The sequence below is a fragment of the Comamonas badia DSM 17552 genome (genome assembly GCF_000484635.1).
Taxonomy (GTDB): Bacteria; Pseudomonadota; Gammaproteobacteria; order Burkholderiales; family Burkholderiaceae_C; genus Comamonas_C; species Comamonas_C badia.
Genome location: NZ_AXVM01000006.1, coordinates 1 through 25,319, shown reverse-complemented (window position 1 = coordinate 25,319; position 25,319 = coordinate 1). Strand labels below are relative to the sequence as shown.

Genomic DNA, 25,319 nt, shown 5'->3' with positions numbered 1-25,319 from the left:
CTATTGTTTTCGATGTCAGAGTACTTCGCTCGCGAAATCCGCCAGCCGCGAGCGCTCGCCGCGCGCCAGCAGGATATGGCCGCTGTGCGCCCAACCCTTGAAGCGATCGACCGCGTAGGTCAGGCCCGATGAGCCTTCGGTAAGGTAGGGCGTGTCGATCTGGCTGAGGTTGCCCATGCAGATGATCTTGGTGCCGGGGCCGGCGCGCGTGATCAAGGTCTTCATCTGTTTGGGCGTGAGGTTCTGCGCCTCGTCGATGATGACGTACTTGCTCATGAAGGTGCGCCCGCGCATGAAGTTCATGCTCTTGATCTTGATGCGGCTTCGGACCAGGTCATTGGTGGCCGCGCGGCCCCATTCGCCGGCATTGCCGCCATCGCCCTTGGCGAGAAATTCCAGGTTGTCGTCCAGCGCACCCATCCACGGGCCCATTTTTTCTTCTTCGGTGCCGGGCAGAAAGCCGATGTCCTCGCCCACGCTGACGGTGGCGCGGGTCATGATGATCTCGGTGTAGCGGCGCTCGTCCAGCACCTGGGTCAGGCCCGCGGCCAGCGCCAGCAGTGTCTTGCCGGTGCCGGCCTGGCCGGTGAGGGTGACGAAATCCACCTCCGGGTCCATCAGCAGATTCATCGCGAAGTTCTGCTCGCGGTTGCGCGTGTTTACGCCCCAGACGGCGTTCTTGGCCGAGCCGTAGTCCCTGAGCGTCTGCAGCACGGCGGTGTGCTCGCGGATTTCGGTCACGCGCGCGTGCAGGCTGGGTTCGCCCGGCGCCTCGAAGAACACGTACTGGTTGATCATCATCTGCGCCACCTGCGGGCCGCTCACGCGGTAGTAGGTGTGCGCGCCGCTTTGCCAGCTTTCGACCTTCTTGCCGGCCCTGGCCCAGAAGTCGGACGGCAGCGCCAGGTAGCCCGAATACAGCAGGTCGCCGTCGTCCAGCACCTTGTCGTTCTGGTAATCCTCGGCCGCCAGGCCCAGCGCGCGCGCCTTGACGCGCATGTTGATGTCCTTGGAGACCAGCACCACCTCGCGCGGCGCATGGCGCTCGCGCAGCGCCTGCACCACGCCCAGGATCTGGTTGTCGGCCTTGCCCTGCGGCAGGCTGGTGGGCAGCTGGTAATCCAGCGGCGCCGTCTGGAAGTAGAGCTGGCCGGTGGCGGCGCGCTGGCCGGTGCCGTTCAGCGCCACGCCATGGGCGATATCCGCCCCGGCGGCGGCCACCAGCGCGTCCAGCATGCGGCTGGCCTGGCGGCCGTTGCGCGCCACTTCGGTGGTGCCGCGCTTGTGGCCGTCGAGTTCCTCCAGCACGATCATGGGCAGGAAGATGTCGTGCTCCTCGAAGCGGAACAGGCTGGAGGGGTCGTGCAGCAGCACGTTGGTGTCGAGCACGAACAGCTTGGCCACGCCGCTGCGTTTGGCGCTCTTGCGCGCGGGCGTCTTGCGCGGCTGTGCCGGTGCCGCTGGCGCTGGCGCCGCGTTTGGCGGGGTGCGTGCGGCGGGGGCAGTCGGAACGGCGGTTACGGCTTTGGCTGGCGCGGGGCCGCGGGCTGCGGGCGCCGGCGCCGCGGGCGCCGCAACGCCGGCGGTTGGCGTGTCGGCCGATGGATTGGCAGCGGTGTAGGCGGATGCGGCGAGCAGCGAGGCGCGCTTGGCAGGTGCGGGAGGCAGGGGCATCGTTGGAAGCTCAGAAATGAAAAAGCCGCCCGGGTTGCCAGGCGGCTTTCGATGGTTGGCAGGTGCGGCACGGACCCATGGGGCCATTATGCATGCCGTCCGGGGCGGTGCCCGGCGGCCTTCTGTGCCTCAGGCGACCTTTTTCACCGGCGACTTGAGCGCCTTGACAGCCTTGAGGACTTCATCCACATGCCCGGGCACCTTCAGGCCGCGCCATTCCTGCGCTACCAGGCCATCGGCGCCGATGAGGAAGGTGGAGCGCTCGATGCCCTTGACCTTCTTGCCGTACATGATCTTGTTCTTGACCACGCCGAACATGTGGCACATTTTTTCTTCGGTGTCGGCGATGAGTTCGAAGGGCAGTTCGAGCTTGGCCTTGAAGTCGTCGTGCGACTTCATGTTGTCGCGCGAGACGCCGAACACCTCGGCGCCGAGCTTGACGAATTCCTTGTACTTGTCGCGAAACTGCATGGCTTCCGTCGTGCAGCCGGGCGTGTTGTCCTTGGGGTAGAAGTACAGGACCACGGCCTGACCCAGATGCGAGACGTTGGTGACCTGTACCTCGCCGGTTGCTTTGGCTTCGAATTCGGGAAGGGGCTTGCTGACAACAATCGCCATGGCGTTCTGATCTCTCTTGTGGTAGGGTCCGTGAATAGTCGGGGGTATAAGGCTGTAGGCGCTCCCGACCGCAGTCCCGTATTTTACCGTGTAACAGGCAAAATTGCCAGTGCGGCGGGTGGCTGCGCGTCGGCTATTGTTCGGTGAGCAGCAGTGCCGCGAACACCTTGCGGCCTTCGCCGGCCAGGATGTTGTAGGTGCGGCAGGCGGCATGGGTGTCCATGGTTTCCAGTCCGATGTGGCGCGCCATCAGGGGCTTGAGCCAGGCGGGCGAGACGAACCGCCCGCGCTGGCCGCTGCCGAAGATCACGACCTCCGCGTCCAGCCGCGCCAGCCGCTCGAAGTGCGATGCGCTCAGATCCTCGAAGCGCGCGCATTCCCAATCCAGGCGCTCGCCGCCGCTGCCGATGATCACGCTGTGCGTCAGGCGATCGGCATTGACCGCGATCCAGCCGGGGCCATAGCCGGTGATGGTTTGCGCGTCGCTGCGGTCGGGCTGGAATTTCATGGTGGTGGCGCTTGCCTGCATGCGGACGAGCTGCGTTGGCAAATGTGGTCAAATTATAGGTTTCGCCTTGATTGCTGGTTGCCCGCCATGAAACCTCTGTACAAATCCACCAAGCTGAGCAATGTGCTCTACGATGTCCGCGGCCCCATCGTGGACGCTGCGCGCCAGATGGAAGAGGAGGGGCAGAAGATCATCAAACTCAATATCGGCAACATGGCGCCGTTTGGCTTCGACCCGCCCGATGAAGTGGTGCAGGACATGATCCGCAATCTGCCCGATTCGGCCGGTTATTCGGACAGCAAGGGCATCTTCGCGGCGCGCAAGGCGGTGATGCACTACACCCAGCAGCAGGGCATCGCCGGGGTGGCGCTGGACGACATCTATCTGGGCAATGGCGCGAGCGAACTGATCGTGATGGCGACCAATGCGCTCTTGAACGATGGCGACGAGCTGCTGCTGCCCGCGCCCGACTACCCGCTGTGGACCGCGGCCACCAGCCTGGCCGGCGGCAAACCGGTGCACTACCTGTGCGACGAGGGCAACGGCTGGATGCCGGACCTGGCCGACATGCGCGCCAAGATCACCGACAGGACCCGCGGCATCGTCGTGATCAACCCGAACAACCCCACGGGCGCGCTGTATTCCAACGAACTGCTGCTGGGCATCGTGCAGCTGGCGCGCGAGCACGATCTGGTGCTGCTGGTCGATGAGGTGTATGACAAGGTGCTGTACGACGGCGCCAGGCACACCGCGATGGCGAGTCTTTCGACCGACGTGCTCACGCTCACCTTCAATTCGCTCTCCAAGGCCTACCGCTCGTGCGGCTACCGCGCCGGCTGGATGGTGGTCTCGGGCGACAAGACGCAGGCGCGCGACTACGTCGAAGGCCTGAACATGCTGGCCAACCTCAAGCTTGGCTCCAACGTGCCGGGCCAGTGGGCGATCCAGACCGCGCTCGGCGGCTACCAGAGCATCAACGATCTGATCCGGGAAGGTGGGCGCCTGAAGGTGCAGCGCGACCTGGCGTATGAGCTGATCACGCAGATTCCCGGCGTGACCTGCGTCAAGCCGCAGGCGGCGCTGTACATGTTCCCGCGCCTGGACCCTCAGATGTACCCGATCGAGGACGACCGCCAGTTCTTCATGGAAGTGCTGCGCGCCACGCGCGTGATGCTGGTGCAGGGCACGGGCTTCAACTACCCGGACCAGCAGCACTTCCGCATCGTTTTCCTGCCGCACAAGAGCGATCTGCGCGAAGCCATCGCGCGCCTGGCCAAGTTCCTCGAACAGTACCGCCAGCGCCATGCCAAACGTGCTGCCGTGCTGCCCATCGGTTCAAAAAAAGAAGCTGCCAGCGCTTGACAGGCAAGCGCCAGCGACATTTTTCATTCAAAAATCAACCATGAAACCCATCCAAGTCGGTCTGCTCGGCATAGGCACCGTCGGCAGCGGCACCTTCCAGGTGCTCACGCGCAACCAGGAAGAAATCAGCCGCCGTGCGGGCCGGGCGATCCAGATCACCATGGTGGCTGATCTGGACACCGCGCGCGCGCGTTCCCTCGTCGGGGAGAACGTGCGCGTGGTGGGCGATGCGCGCGAGGTGATCGCCAACCCCGAGATCGATATCGTCATCGAGCTCATCGGCGGCTACGGCATTGCACGCCAGCTCGTCATGGAGGCGATTGCCGCGGGCAAGCATGTGGTGACGGCCAACAAGGCGCTGCTCGCGGTGCATGGCGCCGAAATCTTCAAGGCAGCCGCCGCCAAGGGCGTGATCGTGGCCTTCGAGGCGGCGGTGGCCGGCGGCATTCCCATCATCAAGGCGCTGCGCGAAGGCCTGACGGCCAACCGCATCCAGTGGGTGGCGGGCATCATCAACGGCACCACCAACTTCATCCTCAGCGAGATGCGCAACAAGGGGATGGATTTCGACGCAGCGCTGAAAGACGCGCAGCAGCTGGGCTATGCCGAGGCCGATCCGACCTTCGACATCGAAGGCGTGGATGCGGCGCACAAGGTGACGCTCATCAGCGCCATCGCCTTCGGCATTCCGGTGCAGTTCGACAAATGCCATACCGAGGGCATCACCAGGCTGGCTTCCGCCGACATCAAATACGCCGAGCAGCTGGGCTACCGCATCAAGCTGCTGGGCATCACCAAGCGCACCGACAAGGGCGTGGAGCTGCGCGTGCACCCCACCCTGATCCCGGCGCGCCGCCTGATCGCCAACGTGGACGGCGCGATGAACGCCGTGGTGGTGCAGGGCGACGCCGTGGGCACCACGCTGTACTACGGCAAGGGTGCGGGCAGCGAGCCCACTGCCAGCGCGGTGATCGCCGATCTGGTGGACATCGCGCGCCTGGATGGCGCCGATCCGGCGCACCGCGTGCCGCCGCTCGCCTTCCAGAGCAACACGCTGGCCGCGGCCGGCGGCGATCTGCCGGTGCTGCCCATGGCCGAGGTGGTGACCGGCTACTACCTGCGCATCCGCGTCGCCGACGAGGCCGGCGTGCTGGCGCGCATCACCGGCATCCTGGCCAATGCGGGCATCAGCATCGACGCCATCCTGCAGCGCGAGGCTGACGAAGTGGGCGGCGAGGGCAGCACGCAGACCGATCTGATCATCCTCACGCACGACACGCGCGAGGGCGATCTGGACGCCGCGCTGGCGCAGATCCAGCCGCTGCCGACGGTGCTCGCGACTATCACGCGCATCCGCAAGGAAGAGCTGAACTGATGCGCTACCTCTCCACCCGTGGCGACACGACACCGCGCCAGTTCTGCGACATCCTGCTGGAAGGCCTGGCGCCCGACGGCGGCCTGTACCTGCCGGAGCACTACCCGCGGATCGACACCGGCGAACTGGCCCGGCTGCGCGCCGTGCATGCCGGCGAAGGCTACGCGGCGCTGGCGTTCGAGATCCTGAGGCTCTACATCGCCGACATCCCCGAGGCCGACTTGCGCGCCATCTGCCGCAAGACCTACACGCGGGAGGTCTTCGGCACGCGGGAAATCGTGCCGCTCAAGCCGCTGGAGCCCGGCCTGTTCCTGCTCGGCCTCTCCAACGGCCCGACGCTGGCCTTCAAGGACATGGCGATGCAGCTGCTGGGCCACCTGTTCGAATACGAACTGGGGCGGCGGGCGGCAGAGCTCAACATCCTGGGCGCGACCAGCGGCGACACCGGCAGCGCGGCCGAGTACGCCATGCGCGGCAAAACGGGCATCCGCGTCTTCATGCTCAGCCCCCATGGACGCATGAGCCCGTTCCAGCAGGCGCAGATGTTCAGCCTGCAGGACGCCAACATCCACAACATCGCCATCGAGGGCGTGTTCGACGACTGCCAGGACATCGTCAAGGCGGTGAGCAACGATCTGGCGTTCAAGGCCAAATACCGCATCGGCACGGTCAATTCGATCAACTGGGCGCGGCTGCTGGCGCAAGTGGTGTATTACTTCGCGGGCTACTTCGAGGCCACCAGCCCTCACCCCAACCCTCTCCCAGAGGGAGAGGGAGAAATACCGAAAGTCAGCTTCACCGTGCCCAGCGGCAATTTCGGCAATGTCTGCGCCGGCCATGTGGCGCGCATGATGGGCCTGCCGATCGCGCATCTGGTGGTGGCGACCAACGAGAACGACGTGCTCGACGAGTTCTTCCGCACCGGCATCTACCGCGTGCGCGCCGCCGCCGATACGCTGGAAACCTCCAGCCCGTCCATGGATATTTCCAAGGCCAGCAATTTCGAGCGTTTCGTCTTCGATCTGCTGGGGCGCGACGGCGCCGCCACACGCGCGCTTTTCGGCGAGCAGCTCGCGCGCCAGGGCTTTTTTGACCTGAGCGGCGATGCGCGTTTTCAGGACGCCGCCCAACGCTACGGCTTTCAGAGCGGGCGCAGTACCCATGCCGATCGCCTGGCGACCATCCGCGACGTGCACCAGCACTGCGCGGTGACGATGGATACCCACACCGCCGACGGCGTGAAGGTGGCGCGCGGGCACCGTGCGGCCGGCGTGCCTATGATCGTGCTCGAGACCGCGCTTCCGATCAAGTTTGCCGAGACCATCACCGAGGCCCTGGGCCACCCGCCCGAGCGCCCGGCGAAGTTTGACGGCATCGAGGACCTGCCCAAGCGCGTCAGCGTGCTGCCGGCGGATGTGGCGCAGGTCAAGGCATTGATCGCCCAGCAGACAAAAATTTGAATGAAACAGGGCTCTGACGCTTATCCAGTAAGCGTCAGCAGCTATCAAAAAGAGGTATTGCATGAAGGTCGTCGTCTTTGCCGGTTTCTCCGGGGCCGGCAAGACCACGCTGCTGGAAGCGGTGATTGCACTCCTGAAGGCGCAGGGCCAGCGGGTCTCGGTGCTCAAGCATGCGCACCACCGCTTTGACATCGACCAGCCGGGCAAGGACAGCTGGCGCCACCGCCAGGCGGGCGCGCACGAGGTGCTCGTCGCCTCGGACCAGCGTCTGGCGCTGATCCATGAATATGAAACCCGGCATGAACCCGACGTGCACGACCTGCTGGCGCGCCTGCGTCCGGTGGACTGGGTGCTGGTCGAGGGCTTCAAGACCGTCCGGCTGCCCAAGATCGAGGTCTGGCGCGCCGCTGAACCGGGCCAGGATGGGCGCGCCGTGCTCTATGCCGATGACCCGCGGGTGCTCGCCGTCGCCACCGTCGATGCGGCCCGCCTGCCGCAGCCGCCGCACCGGCCGGTGCTGGATCTGAACGACCCGGCACGGATCGTGCACTGGCTTACCGAACAGGCCGCCCGTTTTGAATACCGGCGGCCGCAGGAGATGCAATGACGAGACCCCCCTTGAAACCGCTGGACGACGCGCTGGCCGAGCTGCTCGCGCATGCCGCGCCGCTGGCGCAGACCGAAACCCTGTCGCTGTTCGATGCCGACCACCGCGTGCTGGCGCAGGACGTGGTTTCGCCGCTGCAGGTGCCGCCGCGCGACAACAGCGCGATGGACGGCTACGCGCTGCGCTGTGCCGATGTGGCGCAGGCGGGCGCCGTGCTGCCCGTCTCGCAGCGCATCCCGGCCGGGCATGTGGGCCAGCCCTTGGCCGCGGGCACGGCGGCGCGCATCTTCACCGGCGCGCCGGTGCCCGAGGGCGCGGATGCCATCGCCATGCAGGAGGACTGCACGCCGCTGGAGGATGGGCGCGTGCGGATCAATGCCGTGCCGAAAGCCGGTCAATGGGTGCGCCGCAGCGGCGAGGACATCGTGCGCGGCGCCACCGTGCTCACGGCCGGCACGCGCCTGGGCCCGGCCGAGCTGGGCTTGGCCGCCAGCGTGGGCCTGGCGCAGGTCGCCGTGGCGCGCCGCCCGCGCGTGGCGCTGTTTTCCACCGGCGATGAACTCATCATGCCCGGCACCGTCGCGCCCGGGCAGATGCGCGAAGGCACCATCTACAACAGCAACCGCTTCTTCCTGCGCAGCATGCTTGAGCGCCTGGGCTGCGAGGTGCTCGATCTGGGCGTCGTCGAAGACACCTTGGCCGCTACCGTGGCCGCGCTGCAGCGTGCGGCGGCGGAGTGCGACGTGATCGTCACCAGCGGCGGCGTGTCGGTGGGCGAGGAAGACCATGTCAAGCCCGCCGTGCAGCAGCTGGGCAGCCTCGACCTGTGGAAGGTCGCCATCAAACCCGGCAAGCCCTTCGCCTATGGCCATGTGCAAAGCGGCGCCCGGCGCGCGCATTTCATGGGGCTGCCGGGCAACCCGGTCTCCAGCTTCATCACCTTCGTCTGGCTGGTGCGGCCCTTCTTGCTGCGGCTGCAGGGCGCGACGGCGATTGCTCCCAGATCGGTAGCTGCCACCGCAGGGTTCGACTGGGCAAAAGCCGATTCCCGCCGCGAATTCCTGCGCGTGCGCTGGGGCGCGGATGGGCGCCTGGAGCGCTATGCCAACCAGAGCTCGGGCGTGCTGACCTCCACCGTCTGGGGCGACGGCGTGGTGGACAACCCGGCGAACACCACCATACGCGCGGGCGATGTGGTGCGCTACATCCCGTGGGCGGAACTGCTGTGATGGCTGGCAAGAACATTACCGTGCGCTATTTCGCCTCCATCCGCGAGGCGGTGGGGCAGGGCAGCGAGGAGCTGGCCACGCAGGCCGCCACCGTGGGCGCGCTGCGCCAGGAGCTGATCGCCCGCGGCGCGCCCTGGGCCGAATGCCTTGCCGAAGGCCGCGCGGTGCGCATGGCCGTCAATCAGCTGATGGCCAGGACCGATGCGCCGCTGGCCGAGGGTGCCGAGGTGGCGTTTTTCCCGCCGGTCACGGGCGGGTGATTTCGGCGGCCTGCAGCGGCGGGCTGACCCAGTTCAGCAGCTCGGCCAGGCGCAGCACCACCCAGCGCGCCTCCACCTGGCGCAGGCCGGTCGCCGGCTGGTTCAGCGCGGCGTGGAACGCCTGCAGCACGCCGGCTTCCGAGGGGTGGTCGTGGATCACCTGCAGCGCGCGTTCCGTGAGGCTGCTGGCCATGTCCTCGCACAGCTCATAGCGCTCGCGCACCGTGGCGGGCAGCTCCTGCAGCCGCCCGCGCCCATCCTGAAACAACGCGATGAACGAGGGCGGCACGACGATCTGGTTGTCCGCGTCCATCGTCAATCGGGCGTGAAGCGCGCCTCAAAGCGCACGCGATCGGTTTCCAGTTCAAAGCTCACCAGCTGCCCCATCTTGCCGTCGGCGATGCGGTGCGCGGCAAACAGGCTGGTGCGGCCTGCAAGCGCCATGCTGGGCAGGTCGATGATGGCGTAGGGATGGGGCACGAACAGGTGGAATTCGAACACCGTGCGGTGCGCGCTTTGCGGCGAGGGATAGAGCGTATAGCCGTGGGCGGTGAAGGCGAGGGTGGCCATCGGTGGGGAGCGGTACAGTAAGCGCTTCACTGTAGCAAAACGGCGACGGGTTCATGTCCAGCGAGGTTTCCATCCAGACCGAGGATTTCGATGTGTCGCGCGAGATCGCCCGCCTGCGCGCCGAGGATGCGCGCGTGGGCGCGGTCTGCTGCTTCGTCGGCACCGTGCGCGACCGCAGCGGCAGCGGGCAGGTGAGCAGCATGGAGCTGGAGCATTACCCCGGCATGACCGAAAAATCCATCGCCGCGATGATCGACGAGGCGCGCCGGCGCTTTGACTTCTACGGCGTGCGCGTGATCCACCGCGTGGGCCTGTTGCAGCCCGAGGACCAGATCGTGCTGGTGGCCGTCACCAGCGCGCACCGCGGCGAGAGCTTTCAGGCCTGCGAATTCCTGATGGACTACCTCAAGACCCAGGCGCCGTTCTGGAAGAAGGAAGCCACCCCCGAGGGCACGCAGTGGGTGGATGCGCGCGAGAGCGACGATGCGGCGCTCAGGCGCTGGGGGATTCAGGCGGGCAATGCGCAATGAAGGATGACGCCGCTGCGCGGGCATGACGCGCCTTGCGGCGCATGACGGGGGTTGCGGGTCATTGCGTCATTGCGAAGGGCGCCGCACCGACACCTTGTCGCTGTAGACGGCGACGGTCTGGCCGTTGATTTCCACGCGCAGCGCGCCGCTTGCATCGATGCCGCGGCCCTTGCCGTGCTGCGCGCCCTGTGCACCGTGGAGGGTGAGCGGTTGGTCCAGCAGGCAGTCCAGGCGTGAAAAATCATCGGCAAAGGCGGCCAGGCCCTCGCGCTCGAAGCGCAGCAGGCCCGCGCGCAACTGGGCAATCAGCCGGGCTGCCAGCTGGTTGCGATCGGGTAAAAGCCCCCCGCACTGGCTCGCCAGATCCGTGGCAGGCTGATCGAGCTGCGCCTGCAGTTCCGGCCTCAGGCGCAGGTTCAAGCCCAGACCGACGCGCGCGATGCAGGGACCGTCGTATTCGCCATCGACCTCGATCAGGATGCCCGCGAGTTTTTCGCCCCCCGCCACCAGGTCGTTGGGCCACTTGAGCCGCAGACTGGGCGCGGTGGCGAGGCTTTGAATCGCCTGCGCCGCGCACACGCCCATGGCGATCGAAAGGCCTGTCAGCGCCGCCGGCCCGCTCTCAAACCGCTTAACAATCGAGAGCATGATGCCCATGCCTGGCGGGCACTGCCAGCCGCGACCGCGTCGGCCACGCCCTGCGCGCTGGGTTTCCGCCAGCACGGCGGTCAGGTCTGGCGCATCGGCCATGGTGCGCGCCAGTTCGTTCTGGGTGGAATCCAGCTCCCAGTGCACGTGGACCGGCGCCTGCGCGGGTCCTGGCGATGCGGCCGGCAGGGCGGTGGTGATGGCCTGCGCATCCAGCAGCTCGATGGCCCAGGGCAGGCGATAGCCCGAACCCGTGCGCGCCTCGATCGGCAGGCCGAGCGCGCGCAGTGCCGCGATCTGCTTCCAGATCGCCGCGCGGGTGACGCCCAACTGCTCGGCCAATGCCTCGCCCGACAAGGCTTCACCGTTGGCGAGGCGCTGCAGCAGACCCTGTGTCGAAAGCCCTGGTTTCATGGCCTGAGTGTGCCTCAGCCCGCTGGGAGGAGCGTGGCAGCGCCATCGTCAACTGAATTTGATGATTTGAAGTTGACAATACGGCGAGCCTCCTGGATACTTCGCCGCTGTTGCTTGCTGCAGCCGCATGGCGGCAGCGATCCGGATCATTGTTGTTCAGGGGTATTCATGTCTCAATCCGCTTCTCTTGCCTTGCCTTCGTCCCGCTCTCCTTCGCTTGCGCGCCAGGTTTTGATGGTGCTGGGCGGCACGGCGGTGCTGACCGCGTCGTCGTACATCAGCATCCCGCTGCAGCCGGTGCCGGTGTCGATGCAGACCTTGGCGGTGCTGATGATTGGCGCGCTCTACGGCTGGCGCCTGGGCGGCATCACGGTGCTGGCCTGGCTGATGGAGGCGCTGGCGGGCCTGCCGGTGCTGGCCGGCGGCGCCGGGGGGTTGGCGCCCTTCATGGGCAAGACGGCGGGGTATCTGCTGGCCTTTCCGCTGGGCGCGATGCTCATGGGCTGGCTGGCCGCCCGTGGCTGGGATGGTGCAAAACCGGTGCGCGCCTTCCTGGCGATGTTCCTGTGCACCACGCTGATCCTGCTGGCGGGCGGCACCTGGCTGGGCATGCTGATCGGCATGGACAAGGGCTGGCAGTTCGGCGTGCTGCCCTTCCTGCTGGGTGATGTGCTCAAGTCCGCTCTGGGCGCCGCCACGCTGGCGCTGTGGCACGGGGTGCGCCGCCGCGGCGCGTGACCATCACCCTGCGCGCGCACCATCTGCTGTGCGTGCTGACCTACTCGGGCAAGGGCTACAGCCCGGCGTTCGTTCGCAATTTCGATAGCGTCGTCCGCAGGCTGGACAAGCGCGAAGGGCTTGAACTGGTATCAGGCCCTGATACCCTCTGCGCGCCGCTGTGCGCAGAAGAGGGGGATTGCGCCCACTGCCACGGCATGAGCGTGCAGGAGCGCGACCGGCGCGCGCTGCGGGACCTGGCCCCTTTGCTGGGAGACATTGCCAGCGGCAGCCGCCTGGTGCTGGATGCGGCGCGGGTCGCGCGCATGCGCCACGCCTTTGCCCAGGGCACCATCCGCGGCGCCTGCACCGACTGCCCCTGGCACGCGATGTGCACCCATGTGGCCGCGAGCGGCTATGCCGGGGCGCGGCTGCGCCAGCGGCTTTCAACATAGCTGCCCGTTTTTTGAATCCCTGCCGGCGCTCGCCTGAGCGGGCATGAAGAGGGCGTAGCGACGTTCCCGGGGCCCGCGCCACCCCGCTCACCTCCAGAACCAGGCGGTCTGTTTCGAGGCCGCCCGCACCATTGCTGCGCTGCAGCAGTTTCAATATTGCGAATCAAAGTCGCAGTTTTGGTGTTTACGCTCTGTTTTTGACCTAGAACAATAGCCGACAGGCAAGTGAGGTATTTGGTATTCCCACTGGATGAAGCGCTTGCCCCGGCATTGGATGCCGGAATGAAACCCAGGAGACAAAATGAGCAAGAAATTCATTGAATTGCATGGGCTGTGGTCGGATGCCCAAAGGGCGGCGGCAGCCGAGGTGTTGCAACAGATCGAAAAGGCGGGCCTGCAGATGGTGCGCCTGTCCTGGCCGGATCAATATGGCCTGCTGCGCGGGAAAATGCTGTCGGTGGCTGCGCTCAGGTCGGCCTTTGCCAGCGGCTCCGAAATCACCATGGCGCCGTTCTTCTTCGACACCGCCAGCGCCATCGTCTTCAACCCCTTCTCCGCCGACGGCGGCTTCGGCAGCGCCGAACTGGCCGGCAGCCCGAACGTGGTGATGGTGCCGGACCCGACCACCTTCCGCATCCTGCCCTGGGCGGATCGCACCGGCTGGATGCTGGCCGATCTGTACATGACGAGCGGACGGCCCTTCACGCTCAGCCCGCGCGCCATCCTCAAGAAAGCGCTGGGCGAGCTGCGGGAGCTGGGCTACGACTACCAGGCGGGCCTGGAGGTGGAGTGGTATCTGACCCGCATCGTCGATCCCTGCCTGGAGCCCGAGACCCTGGGCGGACCTGGCACACCGGCGGCGCCGCCCAGGGTGATGCCGGTGGCCAAGGGCTATTCCTACCTGCTGGAAAACCACCTGGACGAGGTCGAGCCCATCATGGCCGAGGTGCGCCAGCACCTGCTCGCCCTGGGCCTGCCGCTGCGCAGCATCGAGGACGAGTGGGCGCCAAGCCAGATGGAAACCACCTTCGACGTCATGTCCGGCCTGGACGTGGCGGACGCCATGGTGCTGTTCCGCAATGCGGTCAAGCAGATCTGCCGCCGCCGCGGGTATCTCGCGAGCTTCATGTGCAAACCCGCCATCCCGGGGTTCTATTCCTCGGGCTGGCACCTGCACCAGTCGCTCAGCGCGCGCGGCAGCAGCGCCAATGCGTTCGTGCCGCAGCCGGGCGAGCCGCTGTCGGCGCTGGGCCGGGCCTACGTGGGCGGTCTGCTGGAGCATGCCTGCGCGGCGTCGAGCTTCACGACCCCGACGATCAACGGCTACCGCCGCCGCCGCCCGTACTCGCTGGCGCCCGACCGCGTGAGCTGGGCCAAGGACAACCGCGCGGCGCTGGCGCGTGTCATCTCCGCGCCGGGCGATTCGGCCAGCCGGGTCGAGAACCGCGTCGGCGAGCCGGCCGCCAATCCCTATCTGTACCTCGCGTCGCAGGTGTTTTCGGGCATGGACGGGATTCGCCGCCAACGCGATCCGGGGCCGCTGCAGGAGACGCCGTACGCAGCCGACGTGCCCATCCTGCCGCACAACCTGGCCGAGGCGCTGGATGTACTGGAATCCTCGGCCTTCTTTCGCGAGGCCTTCGGTGAGGAGTTCATCCGCTATTGGCTGCATTTGCGCCGCAGCGAATGGGCCCGGTTCTCGGCGGCCGAGGGGCAGGTGGATTTCGCCGGAGACACGGTAACCGACTGGGAGCACCGTGAATATTTCGAATTGTTCTGACGCGACGACATGAAAAAATACGCTGTGATCTGGTGCGTCGACGCGCCAGGGAATGAAGAGTGGCAGGGAAAAATCATCTCGACCTTCGCCAGGAAAGACGAACAATGGGATGTTCTCCACCCTGCCCAGGCTGATTTTCCTGAACGGGCCACGGGTTATGCGGGCTACGTGATCAGTGGCAGCCCCCGGTCGGTGGTCGATGATGCGCAGACGCCGCTGGTACGCCGCTTGATGGCCTTTCTGCAGGCGCAGGCGCGGCGCGGCGATGCGCCGGTGGTCGGTCTGTGCTTCGGCTCCCAGGCCATTGCCGCGGCACTGGGCGGGCAGGTCGGGAAGAACCCCTCCGGCCGCTTCAAGCTCGGCGTGGACCAGCTGCGCTGGGGCGTGCAGGCGCAGGCCTTGATCGGCGGCCAGGCCGGCGGCGGCCCGACCTCCCTGGTGCAGAGCCATGGGGAATGCGTAACCCGCCTGCCGCCCGAGGCCGTCTCCCTGGCGTCCTCGGCAACCATCCCGCACGAGGTCTTTCTGGTGGACGGACGGTTCCTGGGCATCCAGGGGCACCCCGAGGTGGACCGGCGCTTTCTGCAGGAGACGTTCATGGCGTATCACCGGGCCCTGTTCGACGATGCGCAATGGGTGCGCGTGCAGGAAGAGTCGCGGCAGCCCCTGGATGCCGACCGCGTGGTTGCGCTGGGGCGGCGTCTGCTGGATGCAGGCAGGCTGCCTGCGGCTGCCACCGAAGCGTGATGCCCCGCCATTGACACAAGGAATTGCCCCATGACGAATACCGCAGGAATTTCGATCCTCCCGCACGAACCGCTGGCCGCGGGCGCCTGGGATGCTCTGGTGCGGGAAGACCGCGTGCACCGCCGCGTCTATACCGACCAGGACATTTTCGCGCGTGAGATGAACAACATCTTCGCCGCCACCTGGGTCTACCTGGCCCACGAAAGCGAGATACCGGAGCCCAATGATTTCAAGCTGGCCTGGATCGGCGTGCGCGAAGTCATCGTCGCGCGCGACGAAGATGGCGCGGTGCGCGTGTTCTCCAACCGCTGCTCGCACCGCGGCGCCAGTGTCTGCCGCGAGCACCGGGGAAACGCCGCGGACTTCACCTGCCCCTACCACGGCTGGCGTTTCGACAACCGCGGCCAGCTCTTTGGCGTCCCGGGCAAGAACGCCTACGGCCCCGCCTTCAAGTCGCGCGACATGCATCTGGCGCGGCCGGCGCAGGTCGATTCCTACAAGGGCTTCGTGTTCGCCACGCTCAACCCCGATGCGCCGCCGCTGGTACGGCATTTAGGCAACGCGGCGCGCTACCTGGACGCCTGGATCGAGCACAACGGCGGGCCCCGGCAGTTGTGCCTGGCCGGTGCGCAGCGCTTCCGGCTGGCGTGCAACTGGAAGCTGGTGTGGGACAACACCGGGGACGGCTACCACGTGCCGTTTTCGCACCAATCGCTTCTTGTGATGACCAATGAGCGCTACGGCGGCGGCGACATGGCCTATTTTGCCGATGCCGATCGCTCCAGGATGACCTGCAGCGCGCTGGACAGCGGTCACACCGTGATCGACCAGCGCCCGGAAATGCACGGCGAATCGGCCTGGCGCCAGCAGCGCCCGCAGCCGGGGCGCGAGCCTTTTGAAGACCATGTGGCCGCAACCCATGGCGAGCAGGCGCAGCGCGTGCTGGACACCACGGTGGGCGCGGGCATGAATCTCAACATCTTTCCCAACCTGGCGCTGATCGGCAACCAGGTGCAGGTGATCCAGCCGCTGGCCGTCGCCGCCACGGGGGTGCACTGGTACGCGACGCAACGCCGCGACGCCGACGCGCAGGTGAACACCATGCGCCTGCGTACCCAGGAAGATTTTCCGGTCATGGGCGAGATGGACGATGCGGCCAACTTCGAGGAATGCCAGCGCGGCCTGACCAACAGCCCCGAGGATGAATGGGTGGACATGAGCCGGCACCACGAGACGGGCAGGGACGTGCCGGCCGAGGATGGCATCGTCCGCGGACCGGTGACCACCGATCTGCACATGCGCAACTATTACGCGCAGTGGAAGCGCCTGATGAAGGCCGAACCCACGCTGCGCGTGGACAAGGGGAGGCTGGCATGAGCAGCACGGCACCTTCCACCGCGATTCCGGCGCAGGGCGCGCGCGCGTATCGCCACCAGCCGCCGTCGCTCTACGTCGTGCCCTCGTTCTACGACTGGCTGGTGGAGACATCGGCCGATCTGGCCGCACCTGCGGTACGCGCGCCCGGCGCCGTGGCGGCGGCGCGCGAGGCCGAGATGGCCCGGCTGCTGACGCTCGAGGCGCGCCTGCTGGACCAGGGCCCACGGGCGCAGGAAGCGTACGTGCGCTGGCTGGCGCTGTTTGACCAGGAGTGCGCCTACTGGATTCCGGCCAGCGCGCCCGCGGCCGATCCGCGCCAGGCGGTCACGCTGGAATTCCACGACCGCCGCCGGCTGCTGGATCGCGTCGCGCGGCTGGGCACGGGCCTTGCGTTCTCGCAGGCCCCGGCCTCGCGCACGGCGCGGCAGTACAGCGGCCTGGAGGTCTGGCCCAGCCCGGACCGCACCGACGAGTGGCGCGCGCGCTGCAGCTTTCTGCTGGCCGAGTCGCGCGAGGGCCATGGCCGCCTGCTCGCAGGCTGGAACGGTTTCGTGCTGCGCGCAACGCCGGAGGGTTTGCGCATCGTGCTCAAGCAGGTCAACTTGATCGATTGCGACCAGCCGCAGGGCAACAACTCCTTTTTTCTCTGAAAACGACGGCATGGCCACGCGAGCGCAATCACTCACCATCACTGACGTAGCCCCCCAGGGCAGCGACGCGGTCCTGCTCAGCCTGGGCGAGAGCGGCGAGCAGCCGCCGCTGTGCTTTCTGCCGGGCCAATACCTGACCCTGGCCGCCGAGGTGGACGGCGATGAGCTCTGGCGCTGCTACTCGATCACCAGCGAACCCGTGATCGGCCGGCCGATCAGCGTGCTGGTGCGCCGCGTGGCTGGCGGCAGGGTGTCCAACTGGCTGTGCGACAACGCCCGTCCCGGCGACTCGCTGCGGGCGTTGCCGCCCGCCGGGCGCTTCACCCTGGCACGGCCGGGGCGGCCGGTGCTGTTTTACGCCGGCGGAAGCGGCATCGCGCCGGTGTTCGCGCTGGCGCGCGAGGCGCTCGCGCACGGTGCGTCCCGCGTGCGGCTTTTTTACGCCAACCGCGACCGCGCCAGCGCCATGCTGCTGGCCGAGCTGCAGGCGCTGCAAACCGCCAGCGCAGGCCGGCTGGAGATCGAATACTGGCATGACGCCGAACAGGGCCTGCCGGCGCAGGCCGGGCTGGAGCGGCAGACGCATGGGCTGGAGCAGGCGGATGCTTATCTGTGCGGCCCCGAGCCCTTCATGCGCGCCGCCGCCGCCGCTCTGGCGGCTTGCGGGTTCGACGCCGCCCGCGTGCACCGGGAGGACTTTGGCGCTGCGGTGCAGGGCGCGCGGGAGGATGCCGCCGACGGTCCGGCGGCGACCCTTGCGGTGCAGATCAAGGGCCAGACCCACACCATCGCGGTGCAGCCCGGCGAACTGCTGCTGACCGCCATGCTGCGCGCCGGACTGCCTGCGCCGCATGCCTGCCAAGTCGGCGAATGCGCGTCCTGCATGTGCCGGCTGCAGGCGGGCGAGGTGCAGCGGCTGGACAACTCGGTGCTGGACGAGGACGATGTGGCCGCGGGCTGGCTGCTGGCCTGCAGTTCACGCGCTGCCAGCCCCGAATTGCGGCTGCGCTTTTCCTGACCTGCGAACCACGGACCACGCCACATGACCCGAGACGGCGCCGCTACACCGCCCTGGGACCTGATCCGGGCCTTCCTGGCGCTGGAGCGCCACGGCAGCTATGAAGTGGCCTCCGAACTGGAGGGCATCGACGATTCCACGCTGCGCCGGCGCATCCGCCAGCTGGAGCAGCACTTTGGCCGCGCCCTGTTCGTGCGGGCGGAAAGCGGCTGGCGTGCCTCGGCCGACCTGCACGCGCTCGTGTCGGCGGCGCAGCGCATGGAAGTCGCCGCGCGCAGCTTCTGCCAGGACCACCAGGCCGGCGCCGGCACCATCCGCATCAGCGTGATGGACATGTTCGCGCAGCGCTTCGCGCCGGTGTTCGCGGCGCTGAGCGAGAAATACCCCCGGCTGGTGCTCACCATCACCACCGAGGCGCATTTCGTCAACCTGGAGCAGGATCAGGTGGATATCGCCGTGCGCCTGGCGCGCCCGGAGCGCAACAGCAACTCGCTGCGTGTGCGCAAGCTCGGCAACGTCGCGGTCGGTGCCTATGCCAGCCGTGCCTATCTGGCGCAGGAACACCGGGAGCACCAATTGCTGGCGATGAACCTGCAGTTTTTCCATCAAGACCACGATTTCATCTACGCCCAGCAGGACTGGTCGCGCTTCGGCCTGGCCGGGCGGGTGCGGCTGCAGTCCGACAGCTTCACGCACCTGGCACGGTGGTGTGCGCTCGGCCAGGGTCTGGCGCTGCTGCCCCGGTTTCTGGCGCTGGAGCACCCGCAATTGGTGGCCAGCCCGGCGGACGTCTTCATCGATACGGAGCTGTGGCTGGTCAGCCGCTTCGACATGCATGCCGTCTGGCAGCGTGACCTGGCCGACCTGCTGCAGGCCGAGCTGGCGCGCTGGCCGCAGTGAGCAGGGCCGGGTCGCCGGTCTCTGAGGTTTGCTATCTATAGAGTAGCTATCAGCGCTTGGTGGTAAAGCGTTGCAAGCCTTTTTTGTCTAAAAAAACGGCTGGCATGAGAGGCGCCTCGGCACGCGCGTCCGGCTTGAAACCGCTCGGAATTGCCCTATCTGAAGGACCATTCGGAGGTTCCATGCGACTCGACAAACTCACCACCAAATTTCAGCAAGCCCTGGCGGACGCGCAGTCGCTCGCGCTCGGGCATGACAATGCCTACATCCAGCCCGAGCACCTGCTCGCGGCCATGCTGCAGCAGGAGGATGGCCCCAAATCCCTGCTGGCGCGCGCCGGGGTGAATGTGGCGCGTCTGGCGCAAGAAGTGAATGCCGCCATGAAGCGCCTCCCCAGCGTGCAGGGGCAGGAACAGGTGCAGCCCGGCCCCGATCTGCTCAAGCTCTTGCAGGCGACCGAGAAGGAAGCCATCAAGCGCGGCGACCAGTTCATCGCGAGCGAAATGTTTCTGCTGGCGCTGGCCGATTCCAATGGCGAGGCCGGCCGCATCGCCAAGGAAGCGGGCCTCACCCGCAAGGCGCTGGAATCGGCCGTCGAGGCCGTGCGCGGCGGTCAGGCGATGGATTCGGCCGAGGGCGAGGGCCAGCGCGAGGCGCTCAAAAAATACACGCTCGATCTGACCGAGCGCGCGCGCCTGGGCAAGCTCGACCCGGTGATCGGCCGCGACGACGAGATCCGCCGCACCATCCAGGTGCTGCAGCGGCGCAGCAAGAACAACCCGGTGCTGATCGGCGAGCCGGGCGTGGGCAAGACGGCGATTGTCGAAGGTCTGGCGCAGCGCATCATCGCCGGCGAGGTGCCCGAAAGCCTCAAGGGCAAGCGCGTGCTCGTGCTGGACATGGCGGGGCTGCTCGCGGGCGCGAAGTACCGCGGCGAATTCGAGGAACGCCTCAAGTCCGTGCTCAAGGAAGTGGCGCAGGACGAGGGCCGCATCATCCTCTTCATAGACGAGCTGCACACCATGGTCGGCGCCGGCAAGGCCGAGGGCGCGATCGACGCCGGCAACATGCTCAAACCGGCGCTGGCGCGCGGCGAGCTGCACTGCATAGGCGCGACCACGCTCGATGAATACCGCAAATACATCGAGAAGGATGCGGCGCTGGAGCGGCGCTTTCAGAAGGTGCTGGTCGATGAACCGAGCGTGGAAGACACCATCGCCATCCTGCGCGGCCTGCAGGTGCGCTACGAGGCGCACCACAACGTCGATATCACGGACCCGGCCATCGTTGCCGCGGCGGAGCTATCGCACCGCTACATCACCGACCGCTTTCTGCCAGATAAAGCCATCGACCTGATCGACGAGGCGGCGGCGCGCATCAAGATCGAGATGGACTCCAAGCCCGAGGTGATGGACAAGCTGGAGCGCCGCATGATCCAGCTCAAGATCGAGCGTGAGGCGATGAAGAAGGAGACCGACGAGGCCTCGCACAAACGGCTCGAATTGATCGAGGAAGATCTCGCCACGGCCGAGCGCGAATACGCCGACCTGGAGGAGGTCTGGAAGGCCGAGAAGGCCAGCGCCCAGGGCAGCGAGCAGATCAGGAAGGAAATCGACGCGATCCGCACGCAGATCGAGGACCTGAAGCGCAAGGGCGACTTCAACAAGGTGGCCGAGCTGCAGTACGGCAAGCTGCCCGAGCTGGAGAAAAGCCTCAAGGAAGCGCAGGACAGCGAGGCCGGCGGCAGCGCGCCCCAGCACAAGCTGCTGCGCACCCACGTCGGCGCCGAGGAAATCGCCGAAGTGGTGAGCCGCGCCACCGGCATCCCGGTCTCCAAGATGATGCAGGGCGAGAAGGACAAGCTCCTGCAGATGGAAGACAAGCTGCACGAGCGCGTCGTCGGCCAGGACGAGGCGATTGCCGCCGTGGCCAACGCCATCCGCCGCTCGCGCTCGGGCCTGTCGGACCCGAACCGGCCGCTGGGCAGCTTTCTGTTCCTCGGCCCCACCGGCGTGGGCAAGACCGAGCTGTGCAAGGCGCTGGCGGGCTTTTTGTTCGACAGCGAAGAGCACATGGTGCGCATCGACATGAGCGAGTTCATGGAAAAGCATAGCGTGGCGCGCTTGATTGGCGCGCCTCCGGGCTATGTCGGCTATGAAGAAGGCGGCTATCTCACGGAGGCCGTGCGCCGCAAACCCTACAGCGTGCTGCTGCTCGACGAGGTGGAGAAGGCGCACCCGGACGTGTTCAACGTGCTCTTGCAGGTGCTGGACGATGGGCGCCTGACCGACGGCCAGGGCCGCACCGTGGACTTCAAGAACACCGTCATCGTGATGACCAGCAACATCGGCTCGCACCGCATCCAGGCCATGGTCGGGCAGCCCGCGGACGAGGTGAAGGACGCGGTGTGGGAAGAGCTCAAGACGCATTTCCGCCCCGAGTTCCTGAACCGCATCGACGAGACCGTGGTGTTCCATGCGCTGGACGCCAAGAACATTGAAGCGATCGCGCGCATTCAGCTCAAGCTGCTGGAGGCACGCCTTGCCAGGATGGACCTGCATCTGGAGGTCTCGAACGCGGCGCTGGCCGAGTTGGCCAAGGTCGGGTTCGACCCGGTGTTTGGCGCGCGGCCGCTCAAGAGGGCGATCCAGCAGCGCATCGAGAACCCGCTCTCCAAACTGCTGCTGGAAGGCAGGTTCCCGCCCAAGACCAGGATCGGCGTCAGCGTCGATCCGATCAAGGCGCCGGGCGTGTTCGAGTTCAGCGGCGAGCCCGAGTGATCGTGTTTTTCGCTCCTTCCCCCTCCGGGGGAAGGCCGGGATGGGGGCTCGCGCCCAAGCAGGCCGACAATTTTTTGCAGGCGATGGAATAAAACGGCACTTGAAAGTGTTCATGCAGGTGTGTTCAATCCATTTCAGGAACCCCTTCCATGAAGCTGCTTTTCTCCTCCCTCGGCCTGGCCGCCGCGCTCTCCTTCAGCCTCGGCGCCTTTGCCGCGCCCCCGGTGCAGGCCAAGGGCGACGTGCTCACCGGCGCCAACGGCCACACGCTCTACACCTTCGACAAAGACCAGGCGGGCAGCGGCAAATCCGCCTGCAACGGCCCCTGCGCGGCCAACTGGCCGCCGCTGGCGGCCGATGGCGCCGCAATGGCCGAGGGCGACTACAGCGTCATCACGCGCGATGATGGCGCCAAGCAGTGGGCGCACAAGGGCAAGCCGCTGTACTTCTGGGTCAAGGACGCCAAGCCCGGCGACACCACCGGCGACGGCTTCAACGGCGTCTGGAAGACGGCCCGCCCGTGATTTGACGGCAGCCGTCGCGTGAAGCACGAACAGGTTGTCCAGCAACTGCCCGCGCTGCGCCGCTATGCGCGTGCGCTGACGGGCGACCGCTGGGCGGCCGACGACCTGCTGCAGGACACGCTGGAACGCGCCTGCGGCAAATGGCGGCTGTGGATCGCCGGCACCGATCTGCGTGCCTGGCTGTTCACCTTGATGCACAACCTTTATCTGAATGAATGCCGTACAGCGCAGGTGCGGTCTGCGGTGGTAGCTATTGATGATGTAGCAAACGAGCTCGTGGCGCCCGGCCGGCCGCTGGACGAAGCGATGGATCTCGACCGCTGCCTGCAGCGCCTGCCCGCCGAGCAGCGCGCGGTGCTGCTGCTGGTGACGCTGGAAGACCTGGATTACCAGGAGGTGGCGCGGGTGCTGAAGATTCCCGTGGGTACGGTGATGTCGCGCCTCGCGCGCGCGCGTGCCCGTTTGCGCGAGCTGATGCAGGCAGGCGCCGGTGCGCCGGCGCCTGCCGAACCGGCGCTGCGGCGCCTGAAATAAGGTGTGGTGCTGGAGCAGAGATGGCAAACGATTTTCCCCAACCCAGCGCAGCCGGTGCGCCGGACGAAGCCACGCTGCATGCGCTGGTCGATGGCAGGCTGGCACCCCGGGCGCGCGCCGCTGCCGAGGCGGCGCTGGCTGCAGACCCGCAGGCCGCGGAGACCGTGCGCCGCTGGCGCGCGCAGCGCGAGGCACTGGGAAAGCTGCACCGCGAGGTGCTGGATGAACCCGTGCCGCCCACCCTTCAAGCCGCTGCCCGGCGCGTGGCAGGCCAGCGCCGCAGCGCCAATGACTGGTGGTGGCGCGCGGCGATGGCGGCCTCGGTGCTGGTGGCGTTTGGCGTCGGCTGGCTGGGGCGCGAGCTTTGGCCCTCGATGCAGCCCGGCGCGGCGCAGTCTGCGCAATGGGCGCAGGGGGTGGACCAGCGCTTCGCGCGGCAGGCCTCGCTGGCCTATGCGGTCTATCAGCCGGAAAAGCTGCATCCCGTCGAAGTGCCGGCGGCGCAGCAGGACCATCTGGTGCGGTGGCTCTCCAAGCGCCTGAACCGCCCGCTGCAGGTGCCCGATTTGAGCGCTGAAGGCTATGCGCTGGTCGGTGGGCGGCTGCTGCCGGGTGAAGCCGGGGCGCGGGCGCAGTTCATGTTCCAGGATGCCGCGGGTGAGCGCATCACGCTCTATCTGGGTGCCGTGGCGCCGCAGGATGCGCTGGCGCAGAGTAGCGCATTTCGCTTCGAGAGCGACGGGCCGGTCTCCAGCTTCTACTGGGTGGACGGCGGCTTTGGCTACGCGCTCTCGGGGCAATTGCAGCGTGCCCGGTTGCAGGCGCTGGCGACCGACGTGTACCACCAGCTGGAGCCGCGCCAGGCGCGTTGAATGGCAGCCAGATTCCCGCCCGGGACGAAGATCGCGCCGTCTGCACGCCTGGTGCCAACGGTATACGGTACACGCAACTTTTTTTTCCATGCCCGCTCCAATCGCCATGAAACCCCTGCCCCAGCGCCGCATCCCCCGCATCCCCCGCATCCTGCTGGCCATCGTCGTGCTTTCGCTGCTGTTCGCCTACCTCGGAACGCAGGCGGCCGTGGGCCAGGCCACCCCGCTCCTGGGTCAGTTGCAGCAGCTGCCGCAGGCCGATGCACCATCCGACGGCGATTTGCTGGTGCGCGGCCAGCCGACGCTGGTCAAGTTCTGGGCCAGCTGGTGCCCAGTCTGCCTGGCCACGCTGGAAGAAACCGGCCAATGGCGGGGCAGCGAGGCCTTCAAGGGGGTCAACGTCGTCACCGTCGCAGCGCCGGAATACCTGGGCGAACGTGGCCCGGAGGCATTTCGCCGCTGGTACGCCGGGCTGGCGCTGAAGACCGCGCCCACGCTGCTGGACCGGGGCGGGCGCCTGGCCCATGAGCTGGGCGTTGCCGTGTACCCGAGCTGGGCGCTGCTGGATGAGCGGGGCAATCTTCAGCGCATCGTCAAGGGCGGCATGAGTGAGGCCGATGCGCTGGCGCTGCTGCGCAATCCCCGGCACGAGATCGGCAGCCTCAGCCAGGCCTTCTACAAGGCCGGGGATGCCGGCAGGCAGGCCGCGAGGCCCGTGCAAACCCGCGAAATTTACCTGGCCGGTGGCTGCTTCTGGGGCGTGGAGGCTTATTTCGAGCGCATCCATGGCGTGGTCGAGGCCGTCAGCGGCTACGCCAACGGCAAGTACCGCAAGCCGAGCTACCAGGATGTCATGCGCAACAACACCGGCCACGCCGAGACCATCAAGCTCGCCTACGATCCCGAGCAGATCACGCTGGAGCAAATTCTGGAGCACTACCTGCGCATCATCGATCCCACCGTGCTCAACCGCCAGGGCAACGATCGCGGCACGCAATACCGCACCGGCATCTACTACACCGACCCGGCCGACCGGCCCGTGATCGCCGCGGCGCTGGCCAGCGAGCAAAGAAAGCATCGCCAGCCCGTCGTGGTTGAAAACCAGCCGCTCAAAGGCTTTGACCCCGCCGAGCAATACCACCAGGATTACCTGGCCAAGAACCCGAACGGCTACTGCCACGTGGACTTGTCCCTGGCCGAAAAGCCCCTGGAGAGCGCGCAGAAGGCCAGTTCCCGGAAGGCCGTGCCGAACCCGGCCAGCCCCGCCGTACCCGATGACGCCACGCTCGGGGCAAAAGCTCAGCCGCCTGTCCTGTGACGTGACCCAGCGCAATGCCACCGAGCGCGCCTTCGGCAGCCCGTACTACAGCATCAACGGCGCCGGGCTCCAACCCGTTGCGCATGCTGCTGAAATATCCGGGCTAGGAGTCTGCGCGGCAGACGCCACGCGCTCGGAATGGTGAAAGAGAATGACGCGCATGACCGCGAGCTACATACCGTACGTTCCTGAGCAATCGCTCTTGTTGCCGCCGACGCTGCAGGAGTGGCTGCCGCAGGGGCATCTGGCCTACTTCATCAGCGATACGGTCGACGCGCTGGATCTGTCGGCGTTTCATGCGAGGTATGCCAAGGGTGGGCCGCGCAATCAGCCGTTCCATCCGGCGATGATGGTCAAGGTGGTGGTCTACGGTTATGCCACTGGGGTGTTCT

The 25,319-nt window shown here is 66.9% G+C and carries 27 protein-coding genes; 21 read left to right on the top strand and 6 right to left on the bottom strand.

Annotation, left to right across the window (positions count from 1 at the left end):
- Positions 1 to 15: 15 nt before the first annotated feature.
- From K320_RS0113100 to K320_RS0113090, 3 genes are all read right to left on the bottom strand, one after another.
- The gene (locus K320_RS0113100) at positions 16 to 1,674 is read right to left on the bottom strand and encodes a PhoH family protein (protein WP_024539293.1); all 1,659 of its coding nucleotides are present in this window, start codon (positions 1,672 to 1,674) and stop codon (positions 16 to 18) included.
- A gap of 129 nt (positions 1,675 to 1,803) precedes the next feature.
- Positions 1,804 to 2,292, bottom strand: coding sequence for a peroxiredoxin (locus K320_RS0113095; RefSeq protein WP_024539292.1), 489 nt, complete (start codon positions 2,290 to 2,292; stop codon positions 1,804 to 1,806).
- Positions 2,293 to 2,425: 133 nt separating this feature from the next.
- Positions 2,426 to 2,800, bottom strand: a complete 375-nt coding sequence (locus tag K320_RS0113090; RefSeq protein WP_024539291.1) for an Mth938-like domain-containing protein — start codon at positions 2,798 to 2,800, stop codon at positions 2,426 to 2,428.
- 87 nt (positions 2,801 to 2,887) lie between these two features.
- On the opposite strand from K320_RS0113090, the gene K320_RS0113085 reads away from it, so the two are divergent.
- From K320_RS0113085 to moaD, 6 genes are all read left to right on the top strand, one after another.
- Positions 2,888 to 4,162 carry a pyridoxal phosphate-dependent aminotransferase gene (locus tag K320_RS0113085; protein WP_024539290.1) on the top strand — a complete coding sequence of 425 codons (1,275 nt, stop codon included), beginning with the start codon at positions 2,888 to 2,890 and terminating at the stop codon, positions 4,160 to 4,162.
- Positions 4,163 to 4,202: 40 nt separating this feature from the next.
- Complete coding sequence (locus tag K320_RS0113080) at positions 4,203 to 5,537, top strand: homoserine dehydrogenase (protein ID WP_024539289.1); 1,335 nt, start codon at positions 4,203 to 4,205, stop codon at positions 5,535 to 5,537.
- Complete coding sequence (gene thrC, locus K320_RS0113075; protein ID WP_024539288.1) at positions 5,537 to 6,997, top strand: threonine synthase; 1,461 nt, start codon at positions 5,537 to 5,539, stop codon at positions 6,995 to 6,997. Before K320_RS0113080 ends, thrC begins: the two co-directional genes overlap by 1 nt.
- Before the next feature lie 61 nt (positions 6,998 to 7,058).
- On the top strand, positions 7,059 to 7,604 hold the full coding sequence (gene mobB, locus K320_RS0113070; protein ID WP_024539287.1) for a molybdopterin-guanine dinucleotide biosynthesis protein B: 546 nt from the start codon (positions 7,059 to 7,061) through the stop codon (positions 7,602 to 7,604).
- The gene (locus K320_RS0113065) at positions 7,601 to 8,833 is read left to right on the top strand and encodes a molybdopterin molybdotransferase MoeA (RefSeq protein ID WP_029696130.1); all 1,233 of its coding nucleotides are present in this window, start codon (positions 7,601 to 7,603) and stop codon (positions 8,831 to 8,833) included. Before mobB ends, K320_RS0113065 begins: the two co-directional genes overlap by 4 nt.
- The gene (moaD, locus tag K320_RS0113060) at positions 8,833 to 9,093 is read left to right on the top strand and encodes a molybdopterin converting factor subunit 1 (protein ID WP_024539285.1); all 261 of its coding nucleotides are present in this window, start codon (positions 8,833 to 8,835) and stop codon (positions 9,091 to 9,093) included. Before K320_RS0113065 ends, moaD begins: the two co-directional genes overlap by 1 nt.
- Here moaD and K320_RS0113055 read toward each other — a convergent pair.
- Together K320_RS0113055 and K320_RS0113050 are read right to left on the bottom strand one after the other, a co-directional pair.
- Complete coding sequence (locus K320_RS0113055; protein ID WP_024539284.1) at positions 9,080 to 9,406, bottom strand: hypothetical protein; 327 nt, start codon at positions 9,404 to 9,406, stop codon at positions 9,080 to 9,082. The genes moaD and K320_RS0113055 overlap by 14 nt on opposite strands.
- Before the next feature lie 2 nt (positions 9,407 to 9,408).
- On the bottom strand, positions 9,409 to 9,663 hold the full coding sequence (locus tag K320_RS0113050) for a hypothetical protein (protein WP_024539283.1): 255 nt from the start codon (positions 9,661 to 9,663) through the stop codon (positions 9,409 to 9,411).
- Positions 9,664 to 9,716: 53 nt separating this feature from the next.
- Between K320_RS0113050 and moaE the strand changes: the two genes are divergently transcribed.
- Positions 9,717 to 10,193 carry a molybdopterin synthase catalytic subunit MoaE gene (moaE, locus tag K320_RS0113045; RefSeq protein ID WP_024539282.1) on the top strand — a complete coding sequence of 159 codons (477 nt, stop codon included), beginning with the start codon at positions 9,717 to 9,719 and terminating at the stop codon, positions 10,191 to 10,193.
- 66 nt (positions 10,194 to 10,259) lie between these two features.
- Here the strand turns inward: moaE and K320_RS0113040 are convergent, their stop codons facing one another.
- Entirely contained in the window at positions 10,260 to 11,255 is a 996-nt protein-coding gene (locus K320_RS0113040) for a biotin--[acetyl-CoA-carboxylase] ligase (protein WP_024539281.1), read from the bottom strand.
- A gap of 168 nt (positions 11,256 to 11,423) precedes the next feature.
- Between K320_RS0113040 and K320_RS0113035 the strand changes: the two genes are divergently transcribed.
- From K320_RS0113035 to K320_RS0112970, 14 genes are all read left to right on the top strand, one after another.
- Positions 11,424 to 11,993, top strand: a complete 570-nt coding sequence (locus K320_RS0113035) for a biotin transporter BioY (RefSeq protein ID WP_024539280.1) — start codon at positions 11,424 to 11,426, stop codon at positions 11,991 to 11,993.
- Positions 11,990 to 12,427: a DUF1284 domain-containing protein gene (locus K320_RS0113030; RefSeq protein WP_024539279.1), complete on the top strand. Its 438-nt coding sequence runs from the start codon at positions 11,990 to 11,992 to the stop codon at positions 12,425 to 12,427. Before K320_RS0113035 ends, K320_RS0113030 begins: the two co-directional genes overlap by 4 nt.
- 301 nt (positions 12,428 to 12,728) lie before the next feature.
- On the top strand, positions 12,729 to 14,207 hold the full coding sequence (locus tag K320_RS0113025) for a glutamine synthetase family protein (protein ID WP_024539278.1): 1,479 nt from the start codon (positions 12,729 to 12,731) through the stop codon (positions 14,205 to 14,207).
- A 9-nt stretch (positions 14,208 to 14,216) separates the two neighbouring features.
- Positions 14,217 to 14,954 (top strand): type 1 glutamine amidotransferase, encoded by a 738-nt coding sequence (locus K320_RS18420; RefSeq protein WP_024539277.1) that lies wholly within the window; start codon positions 14,217 to 14,219, stop codon positions 14,952 to 14,954.
- Between the two features lie 30 nt (positions 14,955 to 14,984).
- The gene (locus tag K320_RS0113015; protein ID WP_024539276.1) at positions 14,985 to 16,331 is read left to right on the top strand and encodes an aromatic ring-hydroxylating oxygenase subunit alpha; all 1,347 of its coding nucleotides are present in this window, start codon (positions 14,985 to 14,987) and stop codon (positions 16,329 to 16,331) included.
- The gene (locus K320_RS0113010; protein WP_024539275.1) at positions 16,328 to 16,981 is read left to right on the top strand and encodes an aromatic-ring-hydroxylating dioxygenase subunit beta; all 654 of its coding nucleotides are present in this window, start codon (positions 16,328 to 16,330) and stop codon (positions 16,979 to 16,981) included. The genes K320_RS0113015 and K320_RS0113010 overlap by 4 nt, the downstream gene beginning before the upstream one ends.
- A 10-nt stretch (positions 16,982 to 16,991) precedes the next feature.
- Complete coding sequence (locus K320_RS0113005) at positions 16,992 to 17,999, top strand: ferredoxin--NADP reductase (RefSeq protein ID WP_024539274.1); 1,008 nt, start codon at positions 16,992 to 16,994, stop codon at positions 17,997 to 17,999.
- 24 nt (positions 18,000 to 18,023) lie between these two features.
- Positions 18,024 to 18,899 (top strand): LysR family transcriptional regulator, encoded by an 876-nt coding sequence (locus K320_RS0113000; RefSeq protein WP_024539273.1) that lies wholly within the window; start codon positions 18,024 to 18,026, stop codon positions 18,897 to 18,899.
- Positions 18,900 to 19,081: 182 nt separating this feature from the next.
- Complete coding sequence (gene clpB / locus K320_RS0112995) at positions 19,082 to 21,679, top strand: ATP-dependent chaperone ClpB (RefSeq protein WP_024539272.1); 2,598 nt, start codon at positions 19,082 to 19,084, stop codon at positions 21,677 to 21,679.
- Positions 21,680 to 21,828: 149 nt separating this feature from the next.
- Positions 21,829 to 22,203, top strand: coding sequence for a COG4315 family predicted lipoprotein (locus tag K320_RS0112990; protein ID WP_024539271.1), 375 nt, complete (start codon positions 21,829 to 21,831; stop codon positions 22,201 to 22,203).
- 18 nt (positions 22,204 to 22,221) lie between these two features.
- Positions 22,222 to 22,737, top strand: coding sequence for a sigma-70 family RNA polymerase sigma factor (locus tag K320_RS0112985; RefSeq protein WP_024539270.1), 516 nt, complete (start codon positions 22,222 to 22,224; stop codon positions 22,735 to 22,737).
- 20 nt (positions 22,738 to 22,757) lie between these two features.
- Positions 22,758 to 23,609, top strand: a complete 852-nt coding sequence (locus K320_RS0112980) for an anti-sigma factor family protein (protein ID WP_024539269.1) — start codon at positions 22,758 to 22,760, stop codon at positions 23,607 to 23,609.
- Between the two features lie 106 nt (positions 23,610 to 23,715).
- A complete protein-coding gene (gene msrA / locus K320_RS18185) occupies positions 23,716 to 24,927 on the top strand; it encodes a peptide-methionine (S)-S-oxide reductase MsrA (RefSeq protein WP_051384920.1) in 1,212 nt (403 codons plus the stop codon).
- Positions 24,928 to 25,087: 160 nt separating this feature from the next.
- On the top strand, positions 25,088 to 25,319 hold a 232-nt coding region (locus K320_RS0112970), incomplete at its 3' end, for a transposase (RefSeq protein WP_407059766.1).

What these genes read in the sequence shown, in the direction of transcription:
- K320_RS0113000 (WP_024539273.1), top strand. Translation starts at nt 18,024, where the DNA reads ATGACCCGAGACGGCGCCGCTACACCGCCCTGGGACCTGATCCGGGCC.
- K320_RS0113050 (WP_024539283.1), bottom strand. Translation starts at nt 9,663, where the DNA reads ATGGCCACCCTCGCCTTCACCGCCCACGGCTATACGCTCTATCCCTCG.
- clpB (WP_024539272.1), top strand. Translation starts at nt 19,082, where the DNA reads ATGCGACTCGACAAACTCACCACCAAATTTCAGCAAGCCCTGGCGGAC.
- K320_RS0113015 (WP_024539276.1), top strand. Translation starts at nt 14,985, where the DNA reads ATGACGAATACCGCAGGAATTTCGATCCTCCCGCACGAACCGCTGGCC.
- K320_RS0113090 (WP_024539291.1), bottom strand. Translation starts at nt 2,800, where the DNA reads ATGAAATTCCAGCCCGACCGCAGCGACGCGCAAACCATCACCGGCTAT.
- K320_RS0113080 (WP_024539289.1), top strand. Translation starts at nt 4,203, where the DNA reads ATGAAACCCATCCAAGTCGGTCTGCTCGGCATAGGCACCGTCGGCAGC.
- K320_RS0113055 (WP_024539284.1), bottom strand. Translation starts at nt 9,406, where the DNA reads ATGGACGCGGACAACCAGATCGTCGTGCCGCCCTCGTTCATCGCGTTG.
- K320_RS0113095 (WP_024539292.1), bottom strand. Translation starts at nt 2,292, where the DNA reads ATGGCGATTGTTGTCAGCAAGCCCCTTCCCGAATTCGAAGCCAAAGCA.
- moaE (WP_024539282.1), top strand. Translation starts at nt 9,717, where the DNA reads ATGTCCAGCGAGGTTTCCATCCAGACCGAGGATTTCGATGTGTCGCGC.
- K320_RS0113040 (WP_024539281.1), bottom strand. Translation starts at nt 11,255, where the DNA reads ATGAAACCAGGGCTTTCGACACAGGGTCTGCTGCAGCGCCTCGCCAAC.
- K320_RS0113005 (WP_024539274.1), top strand. Translation starts at nt 16,992, where the DNA reads ATGGCCACGCGAGCGCAATCACTCACCATCACTGACGTAGCCCCCCAG.
- K320_RS0113025 (WP_024539278.1), top strand. Translation starts at nt 12,729, where the DNA reads ATGAGCAAGAAATTCATTGAATTGCATGGGCTGTGGTCGGATGCCCAA.
- msrA (WP_051384920.1), top strand. Translation starts at nt 23,716, where the DNA reads ATGAAACCCCTGCCCCAGCGCCGCATCCCCCGCATCCCCCGCATCCTG.
- K320_RS0113035 (WP_024539280.1), top strand. Translation starts at nt 11,424, where the DNA reads ATGTCTCAATCCGCTTCTCTTGCCTTGCCTTCGTCCCGCTCTCCTTCG.
- K320_RS0113100 (WP_024539293.1), bottom strand. Translation starts at nt 1,674, where the DNA reads ATGCCCCTGCCTCCCGCACCTGCCAAGCGCGCCTCGCTGCTCGCCGCA.
- thrC (WP_024539288.1), top strand. Translation starts at nt 5,537, where the DNA reads ATGCGCTACCTCTCCACCCGTGGCGACACGACACCGCGCCAGTTCTGC.
- moaD (WP_024539285.1), top strand. Translation starts at nt 8,833, where the DNA reads ATGGCTGGCAAGAACATTACCGTGCGCTATTTCGCCTCCATCCGCGAG.
- K320_RS0113010 (WP_024539275.1), top strand. Translation starts at nt 16,328, where the DNA reads ATGAGCAGCACGGCACCTTCCACCGCGATTCCGGCGCAGGGCGCGCGC.
- K320_RS18420 (WP_024539277.1), top strand. Translation starts at nt 14,217, where the DNA reads ATGAAAAAATACGCTGTGATCTGGTGCGTCGACGCGCCAGGGAATGAA.
- K320_RS0112980 (WP_024539269.1), top strand. Translation starts at nt 22,758, where the DNA reads ATGGCAAACGATTTTCCCCAACCCAGCGCAGCCGGTGCGCCGGACGAA.
- K320_RS0113085 (WP_024539290.1), top strand. Translation starts at nt 2,888, where the DNA reads ATGAAACCTCTGTACAAATCCACCAAGCTGAGCAATGTGCTCTACGAT.
- K320_RS0112990 (WP_024539271.1), top strand. Translation starts at nt 21,829, where the DNA reads ATGAAGCTGCTTTTCTCCTCCCTCGGCCTGGCCGCCGCGCTCTCCTTC.
- K320_RS0113065 (WP_029696130.1), top strand. Translation starts at nt 7,601, where the DNA reads ATGACGAGACCCCCCTTGAAACCGCTGGACGACGCGCTGGCCGAGCTG.
- mobB (WP_024539287.1), top strand. Translation starts at nt 7,059, where the DNA reads ATGAAGGTCGTCGTCTTTGCCGGTTTCTCCGGGGCCGGCAAGACCACG.